Source organism: Streptomyces sp. NPDC054841, from assembly GCF_053611045.1.
On the sequence record NZ_JBSGZO010000047.1, the window covers coordinates 1 to 20,714 of the forward strand.

General features: G+C 70.0%; 21 protein-coding genes and 1 pseudogene. 14 read left to right on the forward strand and 8 right to left on the reverse strand.

Annotated elements, in window-relative coordinates; genetic code table 11:
- Positions 1-258: pseudogene (locus ACWGI8_RS09870) on the forward strand (recombinase family protein); the annotation flags it as partial.
- A 157-nt stretch (positions 259-415) separates the two neighbouring features.
- Here the strand turns inward: ACWGI8_RS09870 and ACWGI8_RS09875 are convergent.
- On the reverse strand, positions 416-793 hold the full coding sequence (locus ACWGI8_RS09875) for a universal stress protein (RefSeq protein ID WP_453659619.1): 378 nt from the start codon (positions 791-793) through the stop codon (positions 416-418).
- A gap of 314 nt (positions 794-1,107) precedes the next feature.
- Here ACWGI8_RS09875 and ACWGI8_RS09880 point away from each other — a divergent pair, with 314 nt between their 5' ends.
- The 5 genes from ACWGI8_RS09880 (at position 1,108) to ACWGI8_RS09900 (ending at position 6,593) form a co-directional block, all read left to right on the forward strand.
- Positions 1,108-3,792: a bifunctional acetate--CoA ligase family protein/GNAT family N-acetyltransferase gene (locus ACWGI8_RS09880; protein ID WP_453659620.1), complete on the forward strand. Its 2,685-nt coding sequence runs from the start codon at positions 1,108-1,110 to the stop codon at positions 3,790-3,792.
- A 13-nt stretch (positions 3,793-3,805) separates the two neighbouring features.
- Entirely contained in the window at positions 3,806-4,624 is an 819-nt protein-coding gene (locus ACWGI8_RS09885) for a CBS domain-containing protein (protein ID WP_453659621.1), read from the forward strand.
- Entirely contained in the window at positions 4,624-5,091 is a 468-nt protein-coding gene (locus tag ACWGI8_RS09890; RefSeq protein WP_453659622.1) for a cyclic nucleotide-binding domain-containing protein, read from the forward strand. Before ACWGI8_RS09885 ends, ACWGI8_RS09890 begins: the two co-directional genes overlap by 1 nt.
- Positions 5,092-5,126: 35 nt before the next feature.
- Complete coding sequence (locus tag ACWGI8_RS09895) at positions 5,127-5,774, forward strand: CBS domain-containing protein (protein ID WP_453659623.1); 648 nt, start codon at positions 5,127-5,129, stop codon at positions 5,772-5,774.
- Positions 5,775-5,912: 138 nt separating this feature from the next.
- Positions 5,913-6,593 (forward strand): response regulator, encoded by a 681-nt coding sequence (locus ACWGI8_RS09900; RefSeq protein WP_453659624.1) that lies wholly within the window; start codon positions 5,913-5,915, stop codon positions 6,591-6,593.
- Here ACWGI8_RS09900 and ACWGI8_RS09905 read toward each other — a convergent pair whose 3' ends face one another.
- Positions 6,594-8,327: a GAF domain-containing protein gene (locus ACWGI8_RS09905; protein ID WP_453659625.1), complete on the reverse strand. Its 1,734-nt coding sequence runs from the start codon at positions 8,325-8,327 to the stop codon at positions 6,594-6,596.
- Between the two features lie 253 nt (positions 8,328-8,580).
- Here ACWGI8_RS09905 and ACWGI8_RS09910 point away from each other — a divergent pair, with 253 nt between their 5' ends.
- The 3 genes from ACWGI8_RS09910 to ACWGI8_RS09920 all read left to right on the forward strand — a co-directional run bounded on the left by ACWGI8_RS09910 (position 8,581) and on the right by ACWGI8_RS09920 (position 10,888).
- The gene (locus tag ACWGI8_RS09910; protein WP_453659647.1) at positions 8,581-9,300 is read left to right on the forward strand and encodes a CBS domain-containing protein; all 720 of its coding nucleotides are present in this window, start codon (positions 8,581-8,583) and stop codon (positions 9,298-9,300) included.
- A 237-nt stretch (positions 9,301-9,537) separates the two neighbouring features.
- Entirely contained in the window at positions 9,538-10,146 is a 609-nt protein-coding gene (locus ACWGI8_RS09915; protein WP_453659626.1) for a CBS domain-containing protein, read from the forward strand.
- Positions 10,147-10,186: 40 nt separating this feature from the next.
- Positions 10,187-10,888, forward strand: a complete 702-nt coding sequence (locus ACWGI8_RS09920) for an OsmC family protein (RefSeq protein WP_453659627.1) — start codon at positions 10,187-10,189, stop codon at positions 10,886-10,888.
- Here ACWGI8_RS09920 and ACWGI8_RS09925 read toward each other — a convergent pair.
- Positions 10,875-11,750, reverse strand: a complete 876-nt coding sequence (locus ACWGI8_RS09925; protein ID WP_453659628.1) for a CBS domain-containing protein — start codon at positions 11,748-11,750, stop codon at positions 10,875-10,877. The genes ACWGI8_RS09920 and ACWGI8_RS09925 overlap by 14 nt on opposite strands.
- Before the next feature lie 10 nt (positions 11,751-11,760).
- Positions 11,761-12,639, reverse strand: coding sequence for a universal stress protein (locus ACWGI8_RS09930; protein ID WP_453659629.1), 879 nt, complete (start codon positions 12,637-12,639; stop codon positions 11,761-11,763).
- 158 nt (positions 12,640-12,797) lie between these two features.
- Here ACWGI8_RS09930 and ACWGI8_RS09935 point away from each other — a divergent pair, with 158 nt between their 5' ends.
- The 3 genes from ACWGI8_RS09935 (at position 12,798) to ACWGI8_RS09945 (ending at position 15,127) form a co-directional block, all read left to right on the forward strand.
- A complete protein-coding gene (locus ACWGI8_RS09935; RefSeq protein WP_453659630.1) occupies positions 12,798-13,115 on the forward strand; it encodes a DUF4389 domain-containing protein in 318 nt (105 codons plus the stop codon).
- A gap of 116 nt (positions 13,116-13,231) precedes the next feature.
- Positions 13,232-14,116 carry a universal stress protein gene (locus ACWGI8_RS09940; RefSeq protein WP_453659631.1) on the forward strand — a complete coding sequence of 295 codons (885 nt, stop codon included), beginning with the start codon at positions 13,232-13,234 and terminating at the stop codon, positions 14,114-14,116.
- Positions 14,117-14,137: 21 nt separating this feature from the next.
- Positions 14,138-15,127: an Acg family FMN-binding oxidoreductase gene (locus ACWGI8_RS09945; protein WP_453659632.1), complete on the forward strand. Its 990-nt coding sequence runs from the start codon at positions 14,138-14,140 to the stop codon at positions 15,125-15,127.
- Positions 15,128-15,231: 104 nt separating this feature from the next.
- Here ACWGI8_RS09945 and ACWGI8_RS09950 read toward each other — a convergent pair whose 3' ends face one another.
- The 4 genes from ACWGI8_RS09950 to ACWGI8_RS09965 all read right to left on the reverse strand — a co-directional run bounded on the left by ACWGI8_RS09950 (position 15,232) and on the right by ACWGI8_RS09965 (position 20,009).
- A complete protein-coding gene (locus ACWGI8_RS09950) occupies positions 15,232-15,816 on the reverse strand; it encodes an Rv1733c family protein (RefSeq protein ID WP_453659648.1) in 585 nt (194 codons plus the stop codon).
- An 84-nt stretch (positions 15,817-15,900) separates the two neighbouring features.
- A complete protein-coding gene (locus ACWGI8_RS09955; protein ID WP_453659633.1) occupies positions 15,901-16,404 on the reverse strand; it encodes a flavodoxin domain-containing protein in 504 nt (167 codons plus the stop codon).
- 128 nt (positions 16,405-16,532) lie between these two features.
- A complete protein-coding gene (ppsA, locus tag ACWGI8_RS09960) occupies positions 16,533-18,938 on the reverse strand; it encodes a phosphoenolpyruvate synthase (RefSeq protein ID WP_453659634.1) in 2,406 nt (801 codons plus the stop codon).
- A 327-nt stretch (positions 18,939-19,265) separates the two neighbouring features.
- Entirely contained in the window at positions 19,266-20,009 is a 744-nt protein-coding gene (locus ACWGI8_RS09965; protein ID WP_453659635.1) for a helix-turn-helix domain-containing protein, read from the reverse strand.
- 169 nt (positions 20,010-20,178) lie between these two features.
- On the opposite strand from ACWGI8_RS09965, the gene ACWGI8_RS09970 reads away from it, so the two are divergent.
- Both ACWGI8_RS09970 and ACWGI8_RS09975 read left to right on the forward strand, forming a co-directional pair.
- Complete coding sequence (locus tag ACWGI8_RS09970; RefSeq protein WP_453659636.1) at positions 20,179-20,412, forward strand: hypothetical protein; 234 nt, start codon at positions 20,179-20,181, stop codon at positions 20,410-20,412.
- Positions 20,409-20,534, forward strand: coding sequence for a hypothetical protein (locus ACWGI8_RS09975; RefSeq protein ID WP_453659637.1), 126 nt, complete (start codon positions 20,409-20,411; stop codon positions 20,532-20,534). Before ACWGI8_RS09970 ends, ACWGI8_RS09975 begins: the two co-directional genes overlap by 4 nt.
- Positions 20,535-20,714: the final 180 nt, after the last annotated feature.

A 20,714-nucleotide genomic window follows, 5' to 3' on the forward strand; every position in this document is an offset into this window, starting at 1 on the left:
CGCCCCGAACCCGGCAGCACCCCCAACGCCTACCTCCGTGAAGATCACGTCCTGCCGCACCTGCCGGCCCTGCACCTCCGCCTCACCCGCCACACAGATCGTTCCGGGCCGGCTTCCGTAAGCAGGGACTCGATGCAGCCCACACCAGCCCAGGCGATCGCCCACCTCCGCAGCCAGCAGATCCTGCTCACCTACGACCCCGCGACCAGGACCCTGACCGCGGTCACCCCCCAGAAGGAAAGGATCATCGTCAGCTGACCGAAGCCCCACCGGAAGATCGGCGAAGGGAGAAGCCGGGCAGTAGCACCGAAACGACGAACACCCGCCCCAGCCAAAAGCCGGAAGCGGGTGCCGATTCCCCTGCCCAAGAACAGGCAAGTGTGGGGCAAATCTGTGTCCGAGGCCGATTCGACCACTAACGATACGGCCGTGATTGCGCAAGGGCGGCTCGAGCTGCGAGATCCTCCGGGTGGTCCCACCGCCTCCTCGTGAGTCGTTCTTTCGTCAGCCACTGGACGGGCGCGGTGCAGGAGCCGCTGCGCAACTGGGCACGTTCGGCCGCCGACGCGGCGATGTTCTCCGCCTCCGTCTGGACCGCACTCCGGTCGGCACCGAAGGACGGCGTGTGGCCTTCGTACCACTGCCAGCGCGACGCGTGAACGACGTGCAGCGGCACCCCGTGGAGCACCGCCTCGTCCACGGCCCAGTCCAGTGCGTCGAGGCTCGGGCTCGATCCGTCGACCCCCACGATCAGCGGGCGCTCCACGGCCCCCACTGCCTGGATGCCTGTCATAGGTACATGGATGCCTGCTTCGACATTTTCACCGCGCCGGGTGGGGCGGGAGAGGCGTGGCGGCCCCGGCGCGAGGGCCGTTCGGCCCATGTGGGGGCGCTGATGAGCGGGGAGTGTGGATGTCGCACGCGACGCCGAAAGGAAGCGCGATGAAACCGCAGGAGTGGGCCTCCCTCATCGGTCTCGGCAATGGCTTGAGGCTCGCCGGCAAGGGGGCCGCCGGCCCGCCGCTGCCCTCCGGTACCGCGCCCGCACCGGCGACGGAGCCCCGGTTCGCCTGCGCTACAGACCATCCGGTTGCCGAGAGACCCGTCATGACCACGACCGCACAAGCACCCCAAGCCGTGCACGCTCTCCTCGCGGACGGCACGACCGTACGGATCCGCCCGGTCCTGCCCGGTGACCATGCGCAGGTGCAGCGACTGTACGACGAGATGTCCCCGGAGAACCTGCGCCTGCGGTTCTTCACCACCAACCGGAACTCCGCCCGGCAGGCTGCTGACCGTATGTGCTCCCCCACTCGGACCGGGAGCAGGTCGCTGCTGGTCGAGACCGGCGACGAGGTCGTGGGGTTGGCGGAGTACACGCGTGTCACAGGCGGCGAGGCGGACGTGGGGCTGGCCGTCTCCGATCACTGGCACCGTCGAGGCGTGGGCACGCTGCTCCTCGAACACCTGGTGTCCCTGGCGCGGGCCGACGGAATCACCGCGTTCAGTGCCGACGCACTCTCGGAGAACCGCGAAGTGCTGAAGGTCTTCGCCGACCTGGGGCTGAGCATCACCCGGCAGTTCGACGGGCCCGAGGTGCACTGCACGGTCCGTCTCGCCGAGGACGAGAGTTACCTGTCCGCGGTGGAGGCCCGGGGCAGCACGGCGGATGTGGCGAGTCTCCGCCCGCTGCTGCGGCCGCGTACGGTCGCGGTGGTCGGGCCCGGACGTCGGCCGGGGTCGGTGGGGCGCGCGATCCTGCGCAATTTGCGGAGCGCCGGATTCACGGGACGGCTGTACGCCGTGCATCCCAGGACACCGGTTGTCCCGGGCATTCCCATGTATCCGAACGTGCAGGCACTGCCCGAGGTGCCGGATCTCGCTGTCCTCGCCGTGCCGCCGTCCGCTCTGCCGGTCGTCGCCGAGGAGTGCGGCAAGCACGGGGTACGCGGCCTGCTGGTCGTCTCCTCAGGGCTCGACGCGGGCCAGGCACAGGCACTGCGGTCCGCCTGCCGCTGGTACGGCATGCGGCTCGTCGGGCCCAACTGCCTGGGCATCGCCAACACGGACGAGGCGGTACGTCTCGACGCGACGTTCGCCGCCGACCACCCGCGCCCCGGGTCGGCCGGAGTCGCGGTGCAGTCCGGCGGTGTCGGCATCGCGCTGCTCAGCGGCCTGGCCCGGCTCGGCATCGGCGTGTCCAGCTTCGTGTCGCTCGGCGACAAGTACGACGTGAGCAGCAACGACATGCTGCAGTGGTGGGAGAGCGACGGCCGGACCGATCTGGCTCTCCTGCACCTCGAATCCTTCGGCAACCCGCGGGCGTTCTCCCGGACGTCCCGCCGGGTGTCCCGGCAGATGCCCGTGCTCACGGTCGACGCAGGGCGTACGGATGCAGGCCGGCGGGCGGCGGCGTCGCACACCGCGGCCGCAGCCACCGCGACCATGACCCGTGGTGCCCTGTTCCGCCAGGCGGGCATCACCGCGATACGCAGCGTCGCCGAGCTCCTGGAGACGGCCGCGCTGATGCACACCCAGCCGCTGCCGGTCGGGCGACGAGTGGCCGTGGTCAGCAATGCCGGCGGCACGGGCGTGCTCGTCGCCGACGCCTGCGCCGAGGCCGGGCTCGACGTACAGCCCCTCGCCCCCGCGCAAGCCGCCGAGTTGCTCGCGGCGCTCCCTCGGGGCGCGTCCGCTACGAACCCCGTGGACACCACCGCCACCGTGGCCGAGGACCAGCTACGCGACTGCGTCGACACGATCGCGGCGAGCGACACCGTCGACGCGGTGCTGGTGGCCCTCGTTCCGACGGCTGTCGCTTCGGCGACCCGCGAGAACCTCACCCGCGGCGTATTCCGGTCGACCGGGCGGCATGCCTGCCCGGTCGCAGTTGTGCTGCCTGACCAGGAGGCCTCTGTCCGGCTGTTGGCCGCCGACGGCGGATCGATTCCGTCCTACGCAGACCCCCAGGCCGCCGCCCGAGCTCTGGCCCACGCAGCCGAGCGCGCCGAGTGGCTCGCCCGGCCCGCCGGGAGCCTTCCTCAGCTCAACGCAGTCGACGCCGAGACCGCTGACCAGATCGTCACCGCGTTTCTGGCCGAACATCCTGAGGGGGGCTGGCCCGACCCGCCGACGTGTGCGGCGCTGCTGGACTGCTACGGCATCCCTCAGCTCCCCTGGTCCTGGGCGGGGACCGAGGACGAAGCCGTACGCGCCGCGCAACACCTCTCGGCACCGGATGGCGCGGTCGTCCTCAAGGCGTACTGGCCCGGGCTGCTCCACAAGAGCGAAGAGCACGCCGTCCGTCTCGATCTGCGCGGAGACGCACAAGTACGGGCCGCGCACCGTGAGTTCGCCAGCCGCTTCGACGGCAAGCTCGCAGGCGTCCTCGTCCAGCCGCTCGCGGAACGCGGCGTGGAACTGTTCGCAGGCGTTGTCCAGGACGACGTCTTCGGGCCACTCGTCCTGTTCGGACTCGGCGGTACGGCGACCGAAGTGCTCGCCGATCACGCCGCCCGGCTCGCGCCGCTCACCGACCAAGACGCCCATGACCTGATCAGCGCGCCGCGCTGCGCGCTGCTCTTCGGACACCACGGCGACCCACCCGTCGACCTGGAGGGACTTGAGCAGCTTCTGCTACGCCTGTCCCGCATGGCCAGTGACCTGCCGCAGCTCGCCGAGGCCGACTTCAACCCCGTACTCGCCCGCTCGACCGGGAACGCCGTGGTCGACGTCCGCCTCCGCCTCGTACCCCGGCACCACGTCGATCCCTACTTGCGACGGCTCCGCTGAAGGAGGACGCACGATGAAACACGACAAGGTCGGAACCGTGATGACCAGCGAAGTCGTCCGGGCCGCCTATGACACATCGTTCACAGCGATCACGCAGTTGCTGTCGCAGTACCGGATCAGCGGCCTTCCCGTCGTCGACGACGACGAGAAGGTACTCGGAGTGATCTCCGAGACCGACCTGATGGTCCATGAGCCCGAATGTGCCACCCCCGAGTCCGTACCGCGGTTCCGCTGGTCGTCGCTCACCGGAAGGGCACGCGCCCGGGAATCCAAGGCCCGGGCCCGCAACGCGGGACAGTTGATGACCCACCCCGCGGTCACCGTGCACGCCGAACAGTCGATCGCCGCAGCCGCCCGCACCATGGCCGAGCGCCGCATCGAACGGCTCCCCGTCATCGACGAGGAGGACCGCCTCGTCGGCATCGTCACCCGGCGCGACCTGCTCCACATCTTCCTGCGGCCCGACGCCGACATCCGCCGCGAGGTGATCGCCGAGGTCCTCGTCCACGCGCTCTGGCTCCCGCCCGACGCCCTGACGGTCGATGTCCGCGACGGCGCGGTGACTCTGACCGGGCGGTTGCCGCGGCGCAGCGAGATCCCCATCGCCCTGCGGATGACCCAGCAGATCGACGGGGTGGTTGACGTCGTCGACCGGCTCTCGTTCCACCTTGACGACTATCACCCGCGGCGGGCAGAAGAACCGGCGTTGGGCGCTGGGGGCAACTGGCCGGTCCCGGAAAGGGCCGCTTGGCCTCTGCCCGGCGGGATGGCGCTCGATGCCCCTGAGACAGAGACAACCGACGAGCGCCGCGCCCGAGACGGAGGCCGGTGATGAGTTCCCCCACCCCCACCCGCATGACGGCCGTCCTGTCCGCCGAGCACCGTGCCCGGCTGACGGGGCTCGCGCGGGAGGTCAACATTCCTGAGGGGACCCGTATCTTCGAGGAAGGCGGTCGCGCGGACCGCTTCTGGATCATTCGCTCCGGGACGGTCACCCTCGACATCGCCGTCCCCGGACAGCAGCGCCCTGTCGTGATCGAGAGCCTCGGCTTCGGCGAGCTCGTCGGCTGGTCCTGGCTGTTCCCGCCGTACGTGTGGCAACTGGGTGCCGAGGCGATGACGCCTGTGCGCGCGCAGGAGTTCGACGCACTGACCGTACGCATGATGATGGATGCCGACCCGGCGTTCGGCTCGGCGATCGGACAGTGGGTCGGGAGAGTCCTCGCGCACCGTCTGCACGCGGCCCGTGTCCGCCTCCTGGATCTCTACGCCCCGCACGGCAGCGGCAGCACCCTGTAACGCCGAGCAAGTCCGCCGTCGTTGAGGAGGCCGCCATGCCCGATTCCCCGCACACCGTGAGCGACGTCATGACCCACACCGCCGTCGCAGTGGGCCGCGACGCCCGATACAAGGAGATCGTCGAGCTGATGGAGCAGTGGAAGGTCAGCGCCCTGCCCGTCGTCGAGGGCGAGGGCCGGGTGATCGGCGTGGTCTCGGAGGCCGATCTGCTGGCCAAGGAGCAGTACCGCGGCGACGACCTGACCCGCCTCGACGAGCCACTGTCCGATGCCGCCAAGGCAGGGGCCGTTTCCGCCGGTGAGCTGATGTCGGCCCCGGCCGTCACGGTCCATGCGAGCGCCACCATCACCGAGGCGGCACGGATCATGGCGCGGAGGCACGTGAAGCGGCTGCCTGTCGTCGACGCCGTCGGCATGCTGGAAGGCGTCGTCAGCCGCAGCGACCTTCTCAAGGTCTTTCTGCAGTCGGATGAGGAGATCGCCGACGAGATCAGGCGTACCGTCATCTCGGAGCTTCCGCCCGCCGCCCGCATGGACGTCGTCGTCGCCGACGGTGTGGTGACGCTGGCCGGCGACCTCCGGGACCGAGCCCTCGTACCGCTGCTCGCCCGGGCCATCCATGCAGTGGAAGGCGTCGTGGACATCCGGCTGAACCTGAACAGCCCCGCGCGCCGTGAGCCGTGATCCAGTCCGCCCGAAGGCCGACCGCAGGCACGCCTGGAGGGGATGCGTACGGCAGTAAAAGGGACCATTCGGCCCTGTCGCGCCGCTCCCCCGAGCGGACATGATCAAGAGGGACCACCGAACCTGCAGGGGGCTCACATGTCCGAGGCACCCGTCTTCTCGGCGGAAACGCCCATCCGGGTCTTCCTCCTCGACGACCACGAGGTCGTCCGCCGCGGCCTCCACGATCTGCTCGACGCCGAGTCCGACATCGAGGTCGTCGGCGAGGCTGGGACGGCCGAGCATGCCCTGGCGCGAGGGCCGGCGCTACGCCCCCACGTCGCGGTCCTCGACGTCCGGCTCCCGGACGGCGACGGCATCACCGTCTGCCGCGAGTTGCGCTCCCGCATGCCGGAACTCGCCTGCCTCATGCTGACGTCCTTCGACGACGAGGACGCACTGCTGGACGCGATCATGGCCGGGGCCGCCGGATACGTACTCAAGCAGATCAAGGGCTCCGACCTAATCGCCGCCGTACGCACCGTCGCGACCGGGCAATCCATGCTGGATCCCGCCACGACCGCACGGCTGATGCATGCGCTGCGCGACCCCGAGGCGGCCCACCCGGCCGAGGACGAACGGCTCGCCGTACTCACGGACCGCGAGCGGGCCGTACTCGATCTGATCGGCGAGGGCCTGACCAACCGCCAGATCGGTAAGAAGCTCTACCTGTCGGAGAAGACCGTCAAGAACCACATCTCGCACCTGCTGTCGAAGCTCGGCGTGGAGCGCCGTGTCCAGGCCGCCGTCATCGCGGCGCAGATTCACGAGCTTCCGTAGTCACTCCGGTCGCTGTGGTCCAGGCAGCGGCACCCGCCACACCAGCCGGGTACCACCCGCGGCCCTGCGGGTCACGTTCAGCTCGCCGCCCAGGGTGTCGGCGCGTTCCGCGAGGTTGCGCAGTCCGCTGCGCCGGCCGCCCTCCGCAAAGCCGGTGCCGTCGTCGGTCACCGTCACGTCCAGCGTCCCGGCCCGCGCCACGATCGAGACCTCGGCCTTCGATGCCCGTGCGTGCCTGGCCACATTGGCGAGGGCTTCAACGACCACGGCCACGGCCTCCTCGGCGACCTTGCGCGGCACATCGGTGTCGATCAGCCCCTCCATGCGCAGCGCCGGCGCGAAGCCGAGTGGCGCGGAGGCTTCCTCCACGGCGCGTACGACTCGGACTCTGAGCTGGTGAGGTGTGCTCAGCATTTCGTGCTCGCGGAGGCCGAAGATCGTCGAGCGGATGATCTTGATGGTGTCGTCGAGGTCGTCGATCGCCCGCCCGAGCCGCTCGGACGCCTCGGGATGCTGGACGAAACGCTGGGCGCTCTGGAGCGTCATCCCCGTCGCGAACAGTCGTTGAATGGCGAGATCGTGCAGGTCCCGAGCGATGCGGTCGTGGTCGGCCAGCAGGCTCATCTGCTCGGCATCCCGCCGTCGCTCGGCCAGCTCCAGGGCGAGCGCGGCCTGGCCGGCGAACCCCGAGAGCGGCGCGGTCTCCGTCTCCGTGAAGGGCGGACGGCCGGTGCGGCGCGCGAGCATGAGTACGCCCCGTACCCTCTTCGTCGATCCGACCAGGACCGCCACTGCCGGCCCATAGCCCTTCCAGCGGCCGGGTTCGAAGGTCACCCGGGGGTCGCCGGCCACGTCCGGCGTAGTGGTCAGGCCCCCCTCGCTCAGCAACGCGGCAGTGGCCAGGGTGCTTTCACCGGCCGGCAGCACCATGCCGCGGTGCGCCTCAGCGCCCTCGCCGAGCGCCAGGCCTCCACGCAGGTTTCCGTTCTGCTCCGCCAGGTAGACCACACCGATCTCGGCCGAGGTGATCTGCCGGGCGCGGTCCAGCATCATCTCCAGCACCTGGCCCTCCGAGGACCCGGACAGGAGGTCCCTGGTGAGCTCCGCGCCGGCGGCCAGCCATCGTTCCCTGAGGCGGAGCTCCTCGAAGAGGCGTGCGTTCTCGATGGCGATTCCGGCCGCAACGGCGAGCGTCGCCAGGACCGCCTCGTCCTCTCCGTCGAACTCGACCCCGCCCCGCTTCTCCGTCAGATAGAGGTTGCCGAACACCTCGTCACGGACCCGGATCGGCACGCCGAGGAACGAATGCATCGGCGGATGGTGCTCGGGGAACCCCGACGATGCCGCGTGCTCGGACAGTTCCGGAAGCCGCAACGGCTCGGGATGCCTGATCAGCTCCCCGAGCAGGCCGTGCCCGGACGGCAGGTCGCCGATGCGTGCGCGCAGTTCGTCGCTGATCCCCACCGGCAGGAACTGCGACAGCTTCTTGTCGTCCCCGATCACCCCGAGCGCTCCGTACTCCGCGTCCACCAGTACCACGGCCGCCTCCACGATCTCCCGCAGCACCTGCGGCAGATCCAGCTCCCTGCCCACGGAGAGAACGGCCTCCAGCAAAATGTTGAGCCGGTCCCTCGTACTGCGGACCTCGTCGATGCGCACCTGGAGCTCTTCGAGCAGCTCGTCGAGCCGCAGCCGAGGAATCCGGCCCGGCTCGGACAGGTCGTCCCGGCCCATGGTTCCTCCGCCGATGTCGCACGATCATGGAACGCGTCGCGCAGTTTCACGTCAGCGCGCCAGGGTTCCCCGGGCTGCTCCACCGGCTGTCGCCCGTGTCCAGTCTCCCGCGCCCGTGACCTGTCGTCCTGGGGCGAACAGTCCCCTACCGGGGCCGTTCGGCTCTGCCTGCCCGGAAGGCGGCGGCGGAGAGTGGGGTGAAGAGGGCCTGGCCCCCGTCGGCCCACAGCCTCCACGAGGGAGCGTGAGGACATTGCAGCACCGCACCGTCTCCGAGGTCATGACACGGAGGGTCGTCACGGCGCGCCCCGGCTCGTCGTTCAAGGAGATCGCTCAGCTGTTCCATGACAACGACATCACGGCCGTTCCGGTCGTCGACGACGAAGGTCATCCCCTCGGTGTCGTCTCCGAGGCGGATCTGCTGTGCAAGGCAGCGAGTCTGCCGGACCCGGGGGGCCGCTGGTCCCGGCTCATGCTCGTTCCTCAGGACATGGCCCGGGCCGAGGCCGAGACCGCCGAGGCGATGATGTCCTCTCCCGCGGTCACGGCGCGTCCGACATGGAACATCGTCGAGACGGCCAGAACGATGGACCGCAACAGGGTGAAGCGGCTGCCCGTCATCGACGAGGCGGGGAAGCTCATCGGCATCGTCAGCCGCTGCGATCTGCTGCGGCCCTTCCTGCGCCGCGACGATGCCATCAGCGACGAAATACACCGCGACGTGCTGGACCGGACACTGGGGCTCGCTGCCGGCACCGTGAACGCAGAAGTGCAGGACGGGGTGGTGACGCTGACCGGCCGCGTCACGGAGAGTGCCGACATCCCGGTGATCGAGCGCCTGTGCCGGTCCGTGGACGGTGTCGTCGCCGTGCATCAGACGATCGGCTACGAGTACGACAACCTCGGCCTGGACGTCGAGCTGCCGCAGGCAGACCGTACGAAGCAACCGGCATCTGGAGGCGGGAGTGGCTGACCGTCGCCGACCGGACGGGGGCGACCACAGGCGGAAAGGGCCCATCCGCTTCTCGCGGATCCTGATTGCGCGGTGCACGGTCGCCGACCGTTTCTCCGCGCCCTCTCCAGGGCCCTTTCCGTCAGTTCCATGGAAGCACCCGGCGCACGCCGTCACCAGGGCCCATCGGTCCCCAATCGGTCCCGCTCAGCCCTGTCTGCCATCCAGGCCGGTACGTGCAGGCCCGTAGGAGTGGTCATGAAGCACTTCCGCACCGTTGATGACGTGATGACCCACGAAGTGATCTCCGTAGGTCGCGACACCCCGGTCGGCGAGATCGTGGAGACTCTGCGCCAATGGCGGATCAACGCCGTGCCCGTGCTCTCGCCCCAGGGGCGCGTCGTCGGAGTCGTGTCCGAAGCCGACCTGTTCCGCAAGGCTCAAGGGGACGAAACGTCCCGTTCCCTTACGGCGAACCGACTCATAACGGCCCCGGCCATCACGGTGCCGCCGGACGCCACGATCACCGGCGCCGCGCGGCTCATGGCCCGCGGCCACCTGAAGAGCCTTCCCGTGGTGGACACCCAGGGACGCCTCAAGGGCGTGGTCAGCCGGGGAGACCTGTTGAAGATCTATCTCCGCCCGGACGCCGACATCGCCGAGGAAGTACGCGGCGAGCTCGTCGCCCATCATCTGCCCCCGGAGGGTTCAGCGGCCCTCGACGTACAAGTCCAGGACGGCGCCGTCACCCTGACCGGGACGGTCCCCGAAGAATCGCTGATCGACCTGCTCGTCCGGATGGCCCGCGCCGTTCCGGGAGTCGTGGCCGTGGACGCGCGGCTCGACGTCGGCCTCGCGGCCCGCTGACGCCCGGGGGCAAGAACCAATCATTCAGGAAGGTGACGACGTGTCCGAGAAGCAGCAGGCCACGCAGGCGGAATACGTGCGCACACAGTGTGGCCGCACGATCAACGTCTCACGGTTCGTGCCCGAAGGACTGCCCGCAGAGATGGGCCGCGTGGTGCTGGACACCGTCTGCGAGCCCTACGACCGCAGCGAGGTCTGGGCCTCCCTGACACCTGAGGAGGCCAGGCGCATCGCCGGGCTCCTGCTGTTCCAGGCTGAGGCCGTCGCGCCACCGGCGCAGCGTCCGGCGGGACACGCCGAGGCGGTTCCGATATCCGGCGACGCCTATGAAGTAGCCGTACGAGGACATGTACTGACGGTCGATCAACCCGTGGCGGATGGCGGCCATGACACGGCCCCCACCCCGGTGGAGCTGTTCGTGGCCGCTGTGACCTCGTGCGTCGCGCACTACGCCGGGCGATTCCTCGACCGGCACGGCATCGCCCGCACGGGCCTCCGCGTCGTCACCGACTACACGATGGCGGACGAGCGCCCGGCCCGCGTCGCTTCCCTGCGACTCCGCGTCGACGCACCCGGTCTGCCTGCAGAACGCGCCGCGGCGTTGCAGGCAGTGGTCTCACACTGCACGGTCAAGAACACTCTCGAAGTCCCGCCCGAGGTCACCATCACGCTGGGCAACCACCGGGACTCCGCACCGAGCGGGAGCCGGGATCCCGATGCGCGCTTCCTCACAGGGCACTGAGGCCCTCGATCACTTCGGTCACGTCGTCGATGTCCTTGATCTGCGCGACGAGCCGCGGGACATCCGCTTCCGCCATCCGGCCGGTGAGGTTCACCACGCCGTTGCGCACGGCGACCCGCAGGGTACTCCGGGCGGCCGGGAAGTCCTCTGCGAGGATCCTGGACTCGATCTCCTCGCGAATCCTGGCGTCATCACGTATCAGGGCGCTGAGCAGTGCGTTCCGGTGCACGACACCGACCAGACGGCCGTCGTGATCGGTCACCGGCAGCCGCTTGAGGCGGGACAGGGACACCAGCCAGGCCGCTTCCGCGACCGTCGAGCCGGGGAACACGGCGACGGCCGGGGTGGTCATCAGCATCTCGGCGGTCTCAGCGCGGGCTTTGTCATGGAGCGGCCGCTCCCTGAGCCGCCCGATCGCACCCGGACGGTGCCCGGACGCCTCCACGGCGGCCTTGGCCAGCAGGTCGGACTCCGACACCACACCCAGCACACGGTCGTCAGCGTCGACCACCGGCAAGCAGCCGACGTGTTCGCGGGTCAGAGTCCGGGCGATGTCCAGGAACGGCATGTCGCCGCGCACTGACGCGGCCGGTGCGTCCATGACCTCAGCTACCAGCAGAGGGGCGGGCTCGGCGCCGGAGCCGAGCGCAGCGACCTCCCCCACCCGCTCGGCCGGAGGGGCCTGGGGGGTGTTGGGCGCCGTCGGGCGCCGTGCTTCGGCCTGCTTCGCAGACACCTTGGCGACGGCGCCCAGGTAGCGCAGCAGCGTTGCCTCTCGTAGCGGTTCGGAGAAACTCGGTGCTTTCCCCGGCACCGCGCGGCGAGCTTCGGCGCCTGCCGAGAATCTCTCGCGCTCAGTCACGATGGACTCCTCAGAGCCCTTCATCGGTCGCCGGGGGCACGGTCACCACGGGGCAGACCGCCCGGTGCAGCAGACCGTGCGGGACGGATCCCAGCCGCATGCCGGTGAAACCCTCTCGCCCACGGCGGCCGACGACCACGGCGAGCGCATGCTCGGCAGCCTCGGCCAAGACCTCGACAGGATGGCCCGGCAACACCGCATGGCTCAGCGGAACATCCCGGTAGGCACTGGACCGCCCCGCGGTTGCTTCAAGCAGCTGCCGGTGGCACGACTCGAGCGCCGCCTGCTCATCGAAGAAGCCCAGAAGCGGCCGCTGCCACACCCACACCGCACGCACGGAGGCGCCACGCGAGGCAGCGGCGTCCAGGGCATGGTCCAGCGCGGCATCGGCCGACGGGCTGCCGTCCACCCCGACCACCAGGCACGCCGGCTCCTCCACGGTGCGGTCGGCGTCCGGCACCACGACCACGGGACAGGCGGCGCTGGCACTCACCGGGACGATCGTGGACGCGGCACTGAGCACCTCCGCCAGTCGGCCGAGCCGACGCGAGCCGAGCACCACCAGCCGCGCGTGCGCGGACTGCCGTACCAGGACCTGGGCCGGGCTGCCCTCCGCGATGAAGGTCGTCACTTCAAGCTCCGGCTGCCGCTCATGAGCACGAGCGGTTGCCTTGTCGAGCGACTCGTCACCCAGCTGACGCATGGCCTTGTGGTGTGCCGTCTCCTCGACACCGCGCACGTGATGGGTAACGGGCAGCACGGCGTGCACCAGTTGAAGAGCCGCTCCCCGGCGGGCAGCTTCGTCGGTGGCCCAGGCCAGGGCCGCATCCGCCGGCTCCACGGCGTCGACGCCGAACACGATCGGGAGTGCTTCACTGACAGGTGTCATGGTTTCTCCAGCGGTCCGCGTGCATGTTGCGGCAGCCGTTGGCTGCGGCCCCGCAGCTCATACCTGCACGCTACGCACATGGTCAGCGAGGCAGCAGGACCGAATGGTCCCCTCTTCAGGGAGCTTCTCCTTTTGACCGGCCGGTCAGAGTGGAGGCGGTGCTCGATTCGCCGCTGTCGCGCCGGCTGTGGCTGGTGAAGTGGTGGCTGCTCGCCATCCCGCACTACATCGTGATCGACTTCTTCAAGGGTGGCTACCGCGCCGGATGGTGCAGCCTGGGTCTGATCACCGTGCTCACCGCGATCGCGGCCGTGGTTCTCGCCTTCGCCCAGAGGTACCCGCGCGACCTGTTCGACCTGGTCATGGACCTGAACCGATGGGTACTGCGAGTCGCTGCGTACGCGAGCCTGATGACGGACGACTACCCGCCGTTCCGGCTGGACATGGGCGGGAGCGATCCAGCCACCCGCCAGTGATCAGGGACAAGGGCCGTTCGGCCCCGGCCGGGGACTCTCGGCCCCTGCTGTGGTCATCGCCCTGGCGGTGACGCTGGAGCCGTGGCCGCACACGCGGCCCGAAGGAGGTTTGCACCATGACTCGCCATGTGACCGTCGGTCTGGACGGGTCGCCCGAGAGCCGTGCCGCCGCCGACTGGGCGGCGAGGGAGTCGCTGTTGCGAGGAGTCCCTCTGCGCCTCGTGTACGCAGACGACTGGCCCATCTCGGTGGCCATTCCGGTGACCGGCCTCGATGTTCAGGAGCGCTGGGGCGACAAGCTCCTGGCCGATGTCACGGACGAGCTACGACGCAGCCATCCGTCCCTGGAGATCATCACGCGGAGGTTGTCCGGCCGACCCGCCGCGGTCCTGTCGATCGAAGGCGGTGAGGCAGACCTGCTGGTGCTCGGCTCCCGCGGACTCAGCGGCGTCAAGGGCTTCCTCATCGGTTCGGTCGGCATGGCCACGATCAGTGCCACCGAGCAGCCGGTCGTGCTTGTACGGGCCTCCAAAGAGTCGGGCACGGAACCTGAGGCAGGTCCTCCCTGGGCCGCGTACCGCGACGTCGTCGTCGGCGTGGACATCCACCAGTCCTGCGAGAAGCTCCTGGCCTTCGCCTTCGACGAGGCCGCGCGGCGTGGCAGCACCCTGCGCGCCGTGTACGGCTGGACGTTCGCACCGGTTCTCAGCTATGCCCCGGTGCTCGACCTCGGGGTCCAGCAGGAGGTGGGCCGGGAAGTCGCACGTGCCCTCGGCGACATGCTGATGCCGTGGCGGCAGAGGTTCCCCTCCGTGGAGGTCGTCGAGCGGACGCTCGTGGGTGCTCCGGCCGAGCAGATCCTGTATGCCGCCGACGACGCTGATCTGGTGGTCGTGGGCCGGCGCATCCGCAAGGCTCCCGTAGGCGCACACATAGGCCCCGTAGCCCACGCGGTGATGCACCACTCCAGCACCCCCGTCGCCGTCGTCGCTCACGAATGACGCCCCCGGCAGGAGGATTCCGTGTCTTCACCATCACTCGACGCCGTCGCCGTAGAATCTCTCGTGACGGACGCCGCGTCGGCACCGTCCATGCACAACGCGCAGCCCTGGAAGTTCCGTTTGCTGCGTGAGAGCGGCTCGTTGCAGCTGCGGGGCGATCCCGAGCGGGCGATGCCGAGGACCGACCCGTCACACCGTGCCCTCCATCTCGGCTGCGGAGCGGCGCTGTTCAATCTGCGGGTCGCGGCCGCGCACGCGGGTCGGGAACCGGTCACCACGCTGCTCCCCGATCCCGCCGATCCGTGGCTGCTCGCGGAGGTGACGTTCACCGAGCCGGTGCGTGCCGACGACGATCTCGCCGCCCTGTATCCCGCGATCCGCCGACGCCACACCAGCCGGTTTCCCTACACCGACGAAGAGATCCCGGAAGCCGTGCTGGACGGCCTGTGCGGCGCCGCCCTGCTGGAGGGCGCCCACCTGTACGTTCCCGACGCCTGGCACCTGCGGTCCGTGCTGGACCTGGTGCACGACGCGGAAGGCCGCGAGTCGACGGACCCTGCGGCGCGGGCGGAGACGGCCCGCTGGACCGGGGCGGGCGCCGATGGCGGCGCGTCGCGGACGGAGGGTATCCCCGCCTACGCGTTCGGTCCGCGGCAGCGTGACGTCACCGCACCCGTGCGGGACTTCGCCGGCCGGCAGCACGTGCCGGGCCGTGGATCCGCCACGTTCGAGAAGACGCCGCGCATCGCTCTGCTGGGCACGGCCGACGACCGGCCCGCGGACTGGCTGCGGGCCGGTCAGGCGATGGAACGCGTGCTGCTCCAGGCCACCCTCGACGGCCTGGTCACGTCTCTGACGTCGCAGGCCCTCGAATCGCCCGAACTGCGGTGGGCCGTACGTGATCCGCGGTCCGCGATGGGCCACGTACAGATGGTGATCCGGCTCGGCTACGGCCCCCCGGGGCCCGCGACCCCCCGTCGGCCGGTGCGCGATGTGCTCAGCGTCGTCTGACTCCCGCTCGTCGCCGGTGCACGGACCGATCGCGCTGTCCATCCGGCCGCGCGTCTGTGACGTGACTGGCCGAGCAGGAGATCCACGCGGCGCTGCAGTGAGTGTCAGTGACCGGAGGCGGACCAGAGCGGTTCCACTCTTTCCCAGTCCCGTTCCCATGCGGATTGCGTCCTGCGTTCAAGGGCATGCGCGCGTATGGCGAAGAGGCAGAGTGACGCGAGGGAGATTCCGCCGGTGGCTGCCAACCCCGCAGTGGCCGCGTCGATTCCGACGCCCCAGTCCGGCCGGGGTGCGGCGGCCAAGCCGCCTGCGTCGTCCACCCAGATCCTCATGGTGGCACCAACCGGTGTGCCGACCGGTGCGTTGATGGTGCCGCTGTGCTGCTTCGGCTCGGGATAGTGCCAGACCGCCTGGGCCCTGGTTTCAGGCACCACCCCGGATCGAGTCGCGTTCTCCACCGGAACGGCCTTGGTGACCGTCGTCGCAGTGACTGCATGGCGGTGCCGTGTCTCGCTCTCGGCCTCACGGCTCTCCCGGTCCCAGACGTCCAGTGCTGTGGCCGAGCCGATGACCACGGCCGTCGGCAGGGCCACGACGAGGGCGACGACCGCACGGCTGCGCGACCGGTCGGCCGGGCGGACCAGCGGGCTGGTATCCCGGCCGGCCGCACGCCGCAGAAGGCGACGCAGTGTGGTGCGAGACGGGCAGTCCTCCCGCTGCGAGGGCTGTCGTGCAACATGGGGGCTCCTCCGTCGGGTCCGTGGCGGCTCCGATCACGAGACCGTGGTGAGTTCCGATGCGATGTGGTGGGCCCAGTGCCGGACGCGTTCGGGATTGCGGAAGTCGCCGCCCTGGCCGTGGCGCACGAGATACCGCGCGAACCTGCCGGGTGTCGTGGCGGTGATGCTGCCGCCGAAGGTGATGTGCTCGCGGGCGTGCAGGCGCTCCATCTGTTTCGCGGCGCCGCGAACGGGTGTGATGTCGCCCTGCTCGGCGGAACTGTCCACCGGACCGCTGCTGAAGAGCCAGACGGGCCGCTCGCGCAGCGCGTCCGCGTTGCGCTTGGCGCAGCGCCGGGCATCGCGGTGCCAGTGCCTCAGGTAGAGGGAGCTGCCGAGCACCACGGCGTCGTAGCCGCTGACGTCCTTGACGTCGCCTGCCGGAATGACGGCCGTCTCATAGCCGTCGTCTCTCAGTGCCCGGCCGATCTCGTCGGCGATGCCGGCCGTGCCACCATGCTTGCTGCCGTAGGCGACAAGCACGCGCTTGGTGCTCATGGTGCCTCCTTCCTGCCGGTGCCGGCCGAGCACTTCACGGGGATGCCGCGGCCGGTCTCCAGCCCGTCCGCCGGGACGGTCCCTTGCTGTCACCCTGGCTCGCCTGCACGGTCGCCGTCTTGGGGCGTTCAGCCCCGTCGAGGGTCCGTTCGGCCCCCGCCTGCGCCGCCGTGCTCGGCCGCGGCCACATGTCGCTTGACCGCGGCGAAGCTGTCGGGCGCGACGGAGATCGAGTCGATGCCGGCACGGACCAGGAACTCGGTGAAGTCGGGGTCGTCGCTGGGACGTTGACCGCACAGGCCGACCGGGCGGCCGGATGCGTGGGCGCGGGCGATGAGGGTTTCGATGCTGCGGGTGACGGCGGGGTCGCGTTCGTCGAAGACCTCGGCGAGCGCCTCGGAGTCACGGTCGACGCCGAGGGTGAGCTGGGTGAGGTCGTTGCTGCCGATGGAGAAGCCGTCGAAGCGTTCGGCGAACTCCTCGGCGAGGATCACGTTCGCCGGGATCTCCGCCATGACGTAGACCTGGAGTCGGTTGGCGCCCCTGCTGAGGCCCTCGTCGGCCATGACTGACAGGACGCGGTCGGCCTCGGTCAGCGAGCGGCAGAAGGGGATCATCACGACGACGTTCGTGAGTCCCATGTCGTCCCGAACCCGGCGCAGGGCACGGCATTCGAGTGCAAAGCCTTCGCGGTAGCCCTCGCTGTAGTACCGGCTGGCTCCTCGCCAGCCGATCATCGGGTTGGCCTCGGCCGGCTCGAAGGGCCGGCCTCCGAGCAGCCGGGCGTACTCGTTGGTCTTGAAGTCGCTGGTGCGGACGATGACGGGTGCAGGCCAGCGGGAGGCGGCGATGCGCGCGACGCCGTGGGCGAGGCGGTCCGTGAAGTACTGGGTGCGGTCGGCGTATCCGTCGGTGAGTTCGTCGATGCGCCGCCGGTCCTCGGCGTCGAGGCGTTCGGGGTGGACCAGGGCCATCGGGTGCGCCTTCACCTGGTGGGCGACGATGAACTCCAGCCGGGCGAGACCGACGCCGTCCGCGGGGAGCCGCCACCAGCGGAAGGCAGCCGCCGGGTCGGCGAGATTGAGCATCACGCGGGTCCGGGTGACCGGCAGCTCGGAGAGGTCGGTCTCCGTCTCCTCGTAGTCCAGAAGACCGGCGTAGACACGTCCGTGCTCGCCCTCGGCGCAGGACACAGTCACGTCCTGGCCGTCATGGAGCACCTGGGTCGCGCGGCCCGAGCCGACGACCGCGGGGACGCCGAGTTCCCGGCTGACGATGGCGGCGTGCGAGGTGCGTCCTCCGTGATCGGTGACGATCGCCGAGGCCTGCTTCATGAGGGGTTCCCAGTCCGGGTCGGTGATGCCGGTGACCAGCACGGCACCGGCCGGGAAGCGGTCGAGGTCGACGGGTGCGCCGAGGGCTCTGACGGGGCCCTGGCCGATCGCCTCGCCGACCGCGATGCCCTCGACGAGGAGTTCGCCACGGGCGGTCAGGCGGTAGCGGCGCAACGTCGTGGTGCGCCGGCGGGACTGCACGGTCTCAGGGCGGGCCTGGACAACGGCGATCTCGCCGGTGAGACCGTCCTTGGCCCACTCGATGTCCATCGGGCCGCCGTAGTGCCGTTCGATGGCGACGGCCCAGCCTGCGAGGGCCCGGATCTCCTCGTCATCAAGGACCCGCCGTCCGCGTTCCGCCTCGGGGGTGTCGACGGTGCGGGTCAGGCCTTCGTCCGCATAGACGGCTTTGCGCTTCTTGCTCCCGATGCGCACATGGATGACCGGGTCGAGCGCCGGGTCCTTCAGGGTCGGTTTGAACACTGTGTACTCGTCAGGGTCGACCTGTCCGCTGACCACGGTCTCGCCGAGGCCCCAGGCCGCGCTGATCATGACCGCGTCGGGGAAACCGCTCTCGGTGTCGAGGGTGAACATCACACCGGCGCCGGCCAGGTCGGAGCGCGCCATGAGCTGCACACCGACGGAAAGCGCCACGGACAGGTGGTCGAAGCCCATCCGCTCGCGATAGTCGATGGCCCGGTCCGTGAAGAGCGAGGCATAGCAGCGCCGACAGGCATCAAGCAGCTCCGGGAGGCCACGGACGTTGAGGAAGGTCTCCTGCTGCCCTGCGAAGCTCGCCTCAGGGAGGTCCTCCGCGGTGGCACTGCTGCGTACCGCCACGTCAGGGTCCTGGCGGCCGGTGTCCCGGCCGAGACGTGCGTACGCCGACGCGAGGTCGGCTTCCAGAGCGGGCGGCAGGGACGCGGCGAGGAAGGCGGCACGGATCGCGGCGCCCACGTCGTCGAGCGGCGCCCCTCGGCGCAACCGGTCGACATGGTCCGCGATCGTCCGGCGCAGGCCGGTCGTGTCCAGCAGCTCCCAGTAGACGTCCGCCGTCGTGGCGAATCCTGCGGGGACGCGTACACCGGCTGTGCCGAGTCGGGCGATCATCTCGCCCAGTGACGCGTTCTTGCCCCCGACGAGTCCGACATCCTGTCGGCTGAGCTCGGAAAGCGGGATCACACGCCGGATCGACGGCATGACGTCCTCCATGGTTCGGGTTCGGTGGCGGCACGCTCAGTACGCCAGCGGCCGTCCGGACGGGGTACGCAGTTCGAGCGGCGCCGGCCGCTTCGGCCGCGGCACGCGGGAGGAGATCCTGATGCGCTGCATCGCTGCCACCTCCTGGGAACGAAGCACTGGAAGGCAACCAAATCCCACGATCACTCCGGCGACGTGGCCGACGAAGTGCCATCAGGTCCCCCACGCCGGGGCCGAGTAGGCACCGTCCGCGCCGGGCGGAAGTACTCCGGTGCTGGCCATCTCTTCCGGTTCGGTCGGCCATTTGGGCTCTTCCGCGCGCCCTGGTCAGCTCAACGGATCCCGGCTGCCCGAGCGGTGGGCGCCGGGCTGCCGAGGAGTGGCTTGTGCGTTCACGATCCTGCGGCCGGTGACGCGTGTCGGCCTGATCACCAGCCACAGGTCGTCGCGCTCTCCTCCGGCCAAGGGAGCCGTGTCCGCCGCTTGCTCCAGCCGTCGGACGGCGTCCGGTCCGGTGAAGGCGCGGCAGTCGCCCACGACCAGCACACTCCAGCCCTGGCTGAAGGCGTCGTCGATGTGGTCGAGCTCGAAGGCGACTTCGGCCCCGTCGGCGGCAGCCAGAACCGTTCCAGGAGCAGTACGGAACGCGATCTCTCCCCCGGCTGCCACGTAGTTGACGGGCACGACCACTGGACCGTTCGCCGTGAAGACAGCCACCCTCCCCACTCGGTGCGCGGTCAGCAGCGTGCGGCATTCCTCCTCGGCGAGCATGAGCAACTCGGCGTCGCGCGATGCGCTGCTCATGCCCGGTGGCTGCTCGACCGTACCGCCGGTGAGTTCCGCGACGCTGGTGGCCAGGGCGTCGGCAAACCGGAGTAGGACGCCGATCCCCGGACTCGCCGACCGCTCCTCGATGTACTCGATGTAGGTGGCCGCGGCGCCGCTGCGCTCGGCCAGTTCCTCGCGGGTCGGTCCGAGTTCCCCGCGGCGGGCCGCCACGCGCCGCCCCAGATCCGTACGCCTACCGTGCACGGCTACGGCTCCGGGCCAGCCGGACGTCGTCCTCTGCATGTCCTCACGCCTCCCGCCCCTGTTGGCCGCCGGTCACCTCCAGGTTGTCCCGGGGGCGTCATGGGCGCCTGGGCCGGGCGGTCCTTGTGGGGGACCATCCGGCCCAGGCGGGGGGAGGTATGCGGTGTGAAGGCGGAAGCCGTCCCTCACATGCGAGGAGGCTGCCCCCATGGAGGAAACTGTTGCGAACAACGCCACAGCGTCCCGCGCCCGGCGGTCCAGACCGCCGCTCCTGACCTTCCTCAGCGACGTGGGCACCGTCACCGGAAGCAAGTTCCTCGTCGAGAGCGACCATGCCCGCATCCTCGTCGACTGCGGGCTCTTCCAGGTCTCGCCGACCTGCGGCGCCGCAACTGGCGACCGCTGCCCTGCGACGCCGCGGACGTCCACGCCGTGGTCGTGACCCACGCCCATCTCGACCATTGCGGCTATCTGCCCCGCCTCGTCCGCCGCAGCGGATGTAGTCGCAGCCGCATGCGTCGCTCTCCATCGGTGGACGGTGGACGGGGCGGCCCGGGGTGGTGAGGGCGGCGCAGCAGCTCGTGCCTGTCACAGGTCGCCTTCGGCCAACTCATTCCGCGTTCCCCAGAGATGCAGCTTGCCGTGCCAGTCGAGGAACTACGCGTTGGCTTTATCGAGCAGTAGTGAAGTCACATGTCGATGGGTTTGGGAGGTGCCTCAATCCAGGGAGGGGTGGTGTTGACG

Excerpts from the sequence above, each read along its gene's own strand:
- ACWGI8_RS09875 (WP_453659619.1), bottom strand. The coding sequence starts at position 793 with ATGACAGGCATCCAGGCAGTGGGGGCCGTGGAGCGCCCGCTGATCGTG.
- ACWGI8_RS09880 (WP_453659620.1), top strand. The coding sequence starts at position 1,108 with ATGACCACGACCGCACAAGCACCCCAAGCCGTGCACGCTCTCCTCGCG.
- ACWGI8_RS09885 (WP_453659621.1), top strand. The coding sequence starts at position 3,806 with ATGAAACACGACAAGGTCGGAACCGTGATGACCAGCGAAGTCGTCCGG.
- ACWGI8_RS09890 (WP_453659622.1), top strand. The coding sequence starts at position 4,624 with ATGAGTTCCCCCACCCCCACCCGCATGACGGCCGTCCTGTCCGCCGAG.
- ACWGI8_RS09895 (WP_453659623.1), top strand. The coding sequence starts at position 5,127 with ATGCCCGATTCCCCGCACACCGTGAGCGACGTCATGACCCACACCGCC.
- ACWGI8_RS09900 (WP_453659624.1), top strand. The coding sequence starts at position 5,913 with ATGTCCGAGGCACCCGTCTTCTCGGCGGAAACGCCCATCCGGGTCTTC.
- ACWGI8_RS09905 (WP_453659625.1), bottom strand. The coding sequence starts at position 8,327 with ATGGGCCGGGACGACCTGTCCGAGCCGGGCCGGATTCCTCGGCTGCGG.
- ACWGI8_RS09915 (WP_453659626.1), top strand. The coding sequence starts at position 9,538 with ATGAAGCACTTCCGCACCGTTGATGACGTGATGACCCACGAAGTGATC.
- ACWGI8_RS09930 (WP_453659629.1), bottom strand. The coding sequence starts at position 12,639 with ATGACACCTGTCAGTGAAGCACTCCCGATCGTGTTCGGCGTCGACGCC.
- ACWGI8_RS09940 (WP_453659631.1), top strand. The coding sequence starts at position 13,232 with ATGACTCGCCATGTGACCGTCGGTCTGGACGGGTCGCCCGAGAGCCGT.
- ACWGI8_RS09955 (WP_453659633.1), bottom strand. The coding sequence starts at position 16,404 with ATGAGCACCAAGCGCGTGCTTGTCGCCTACGGCAGCAAGCATGGTGGC.
- ppsA (WP_453659634.1), bottom strand. The coding sequence starts at position 18,938 with ATGCCGTCGATCCGGCGTGTGATCCCGCTTTCCGAGCTCAGCCGACAG.
- ACWGI8_RS09965 (WP_453659635.1), bottom strand. The coding sequence starts at position 20,009 with ATGCAGAGGACGACGTCCGGCTGGCCCGGAGCCGTAGCCGTGCACGGT.
- ACWGI8_RS09970 (WP_453659636.1), top strand. The coding sequence starts at position 20,179 with ATGGAGGAAACTGTTGCGAACAACGCCACAGCGTCCCGCGCCCGGCGG.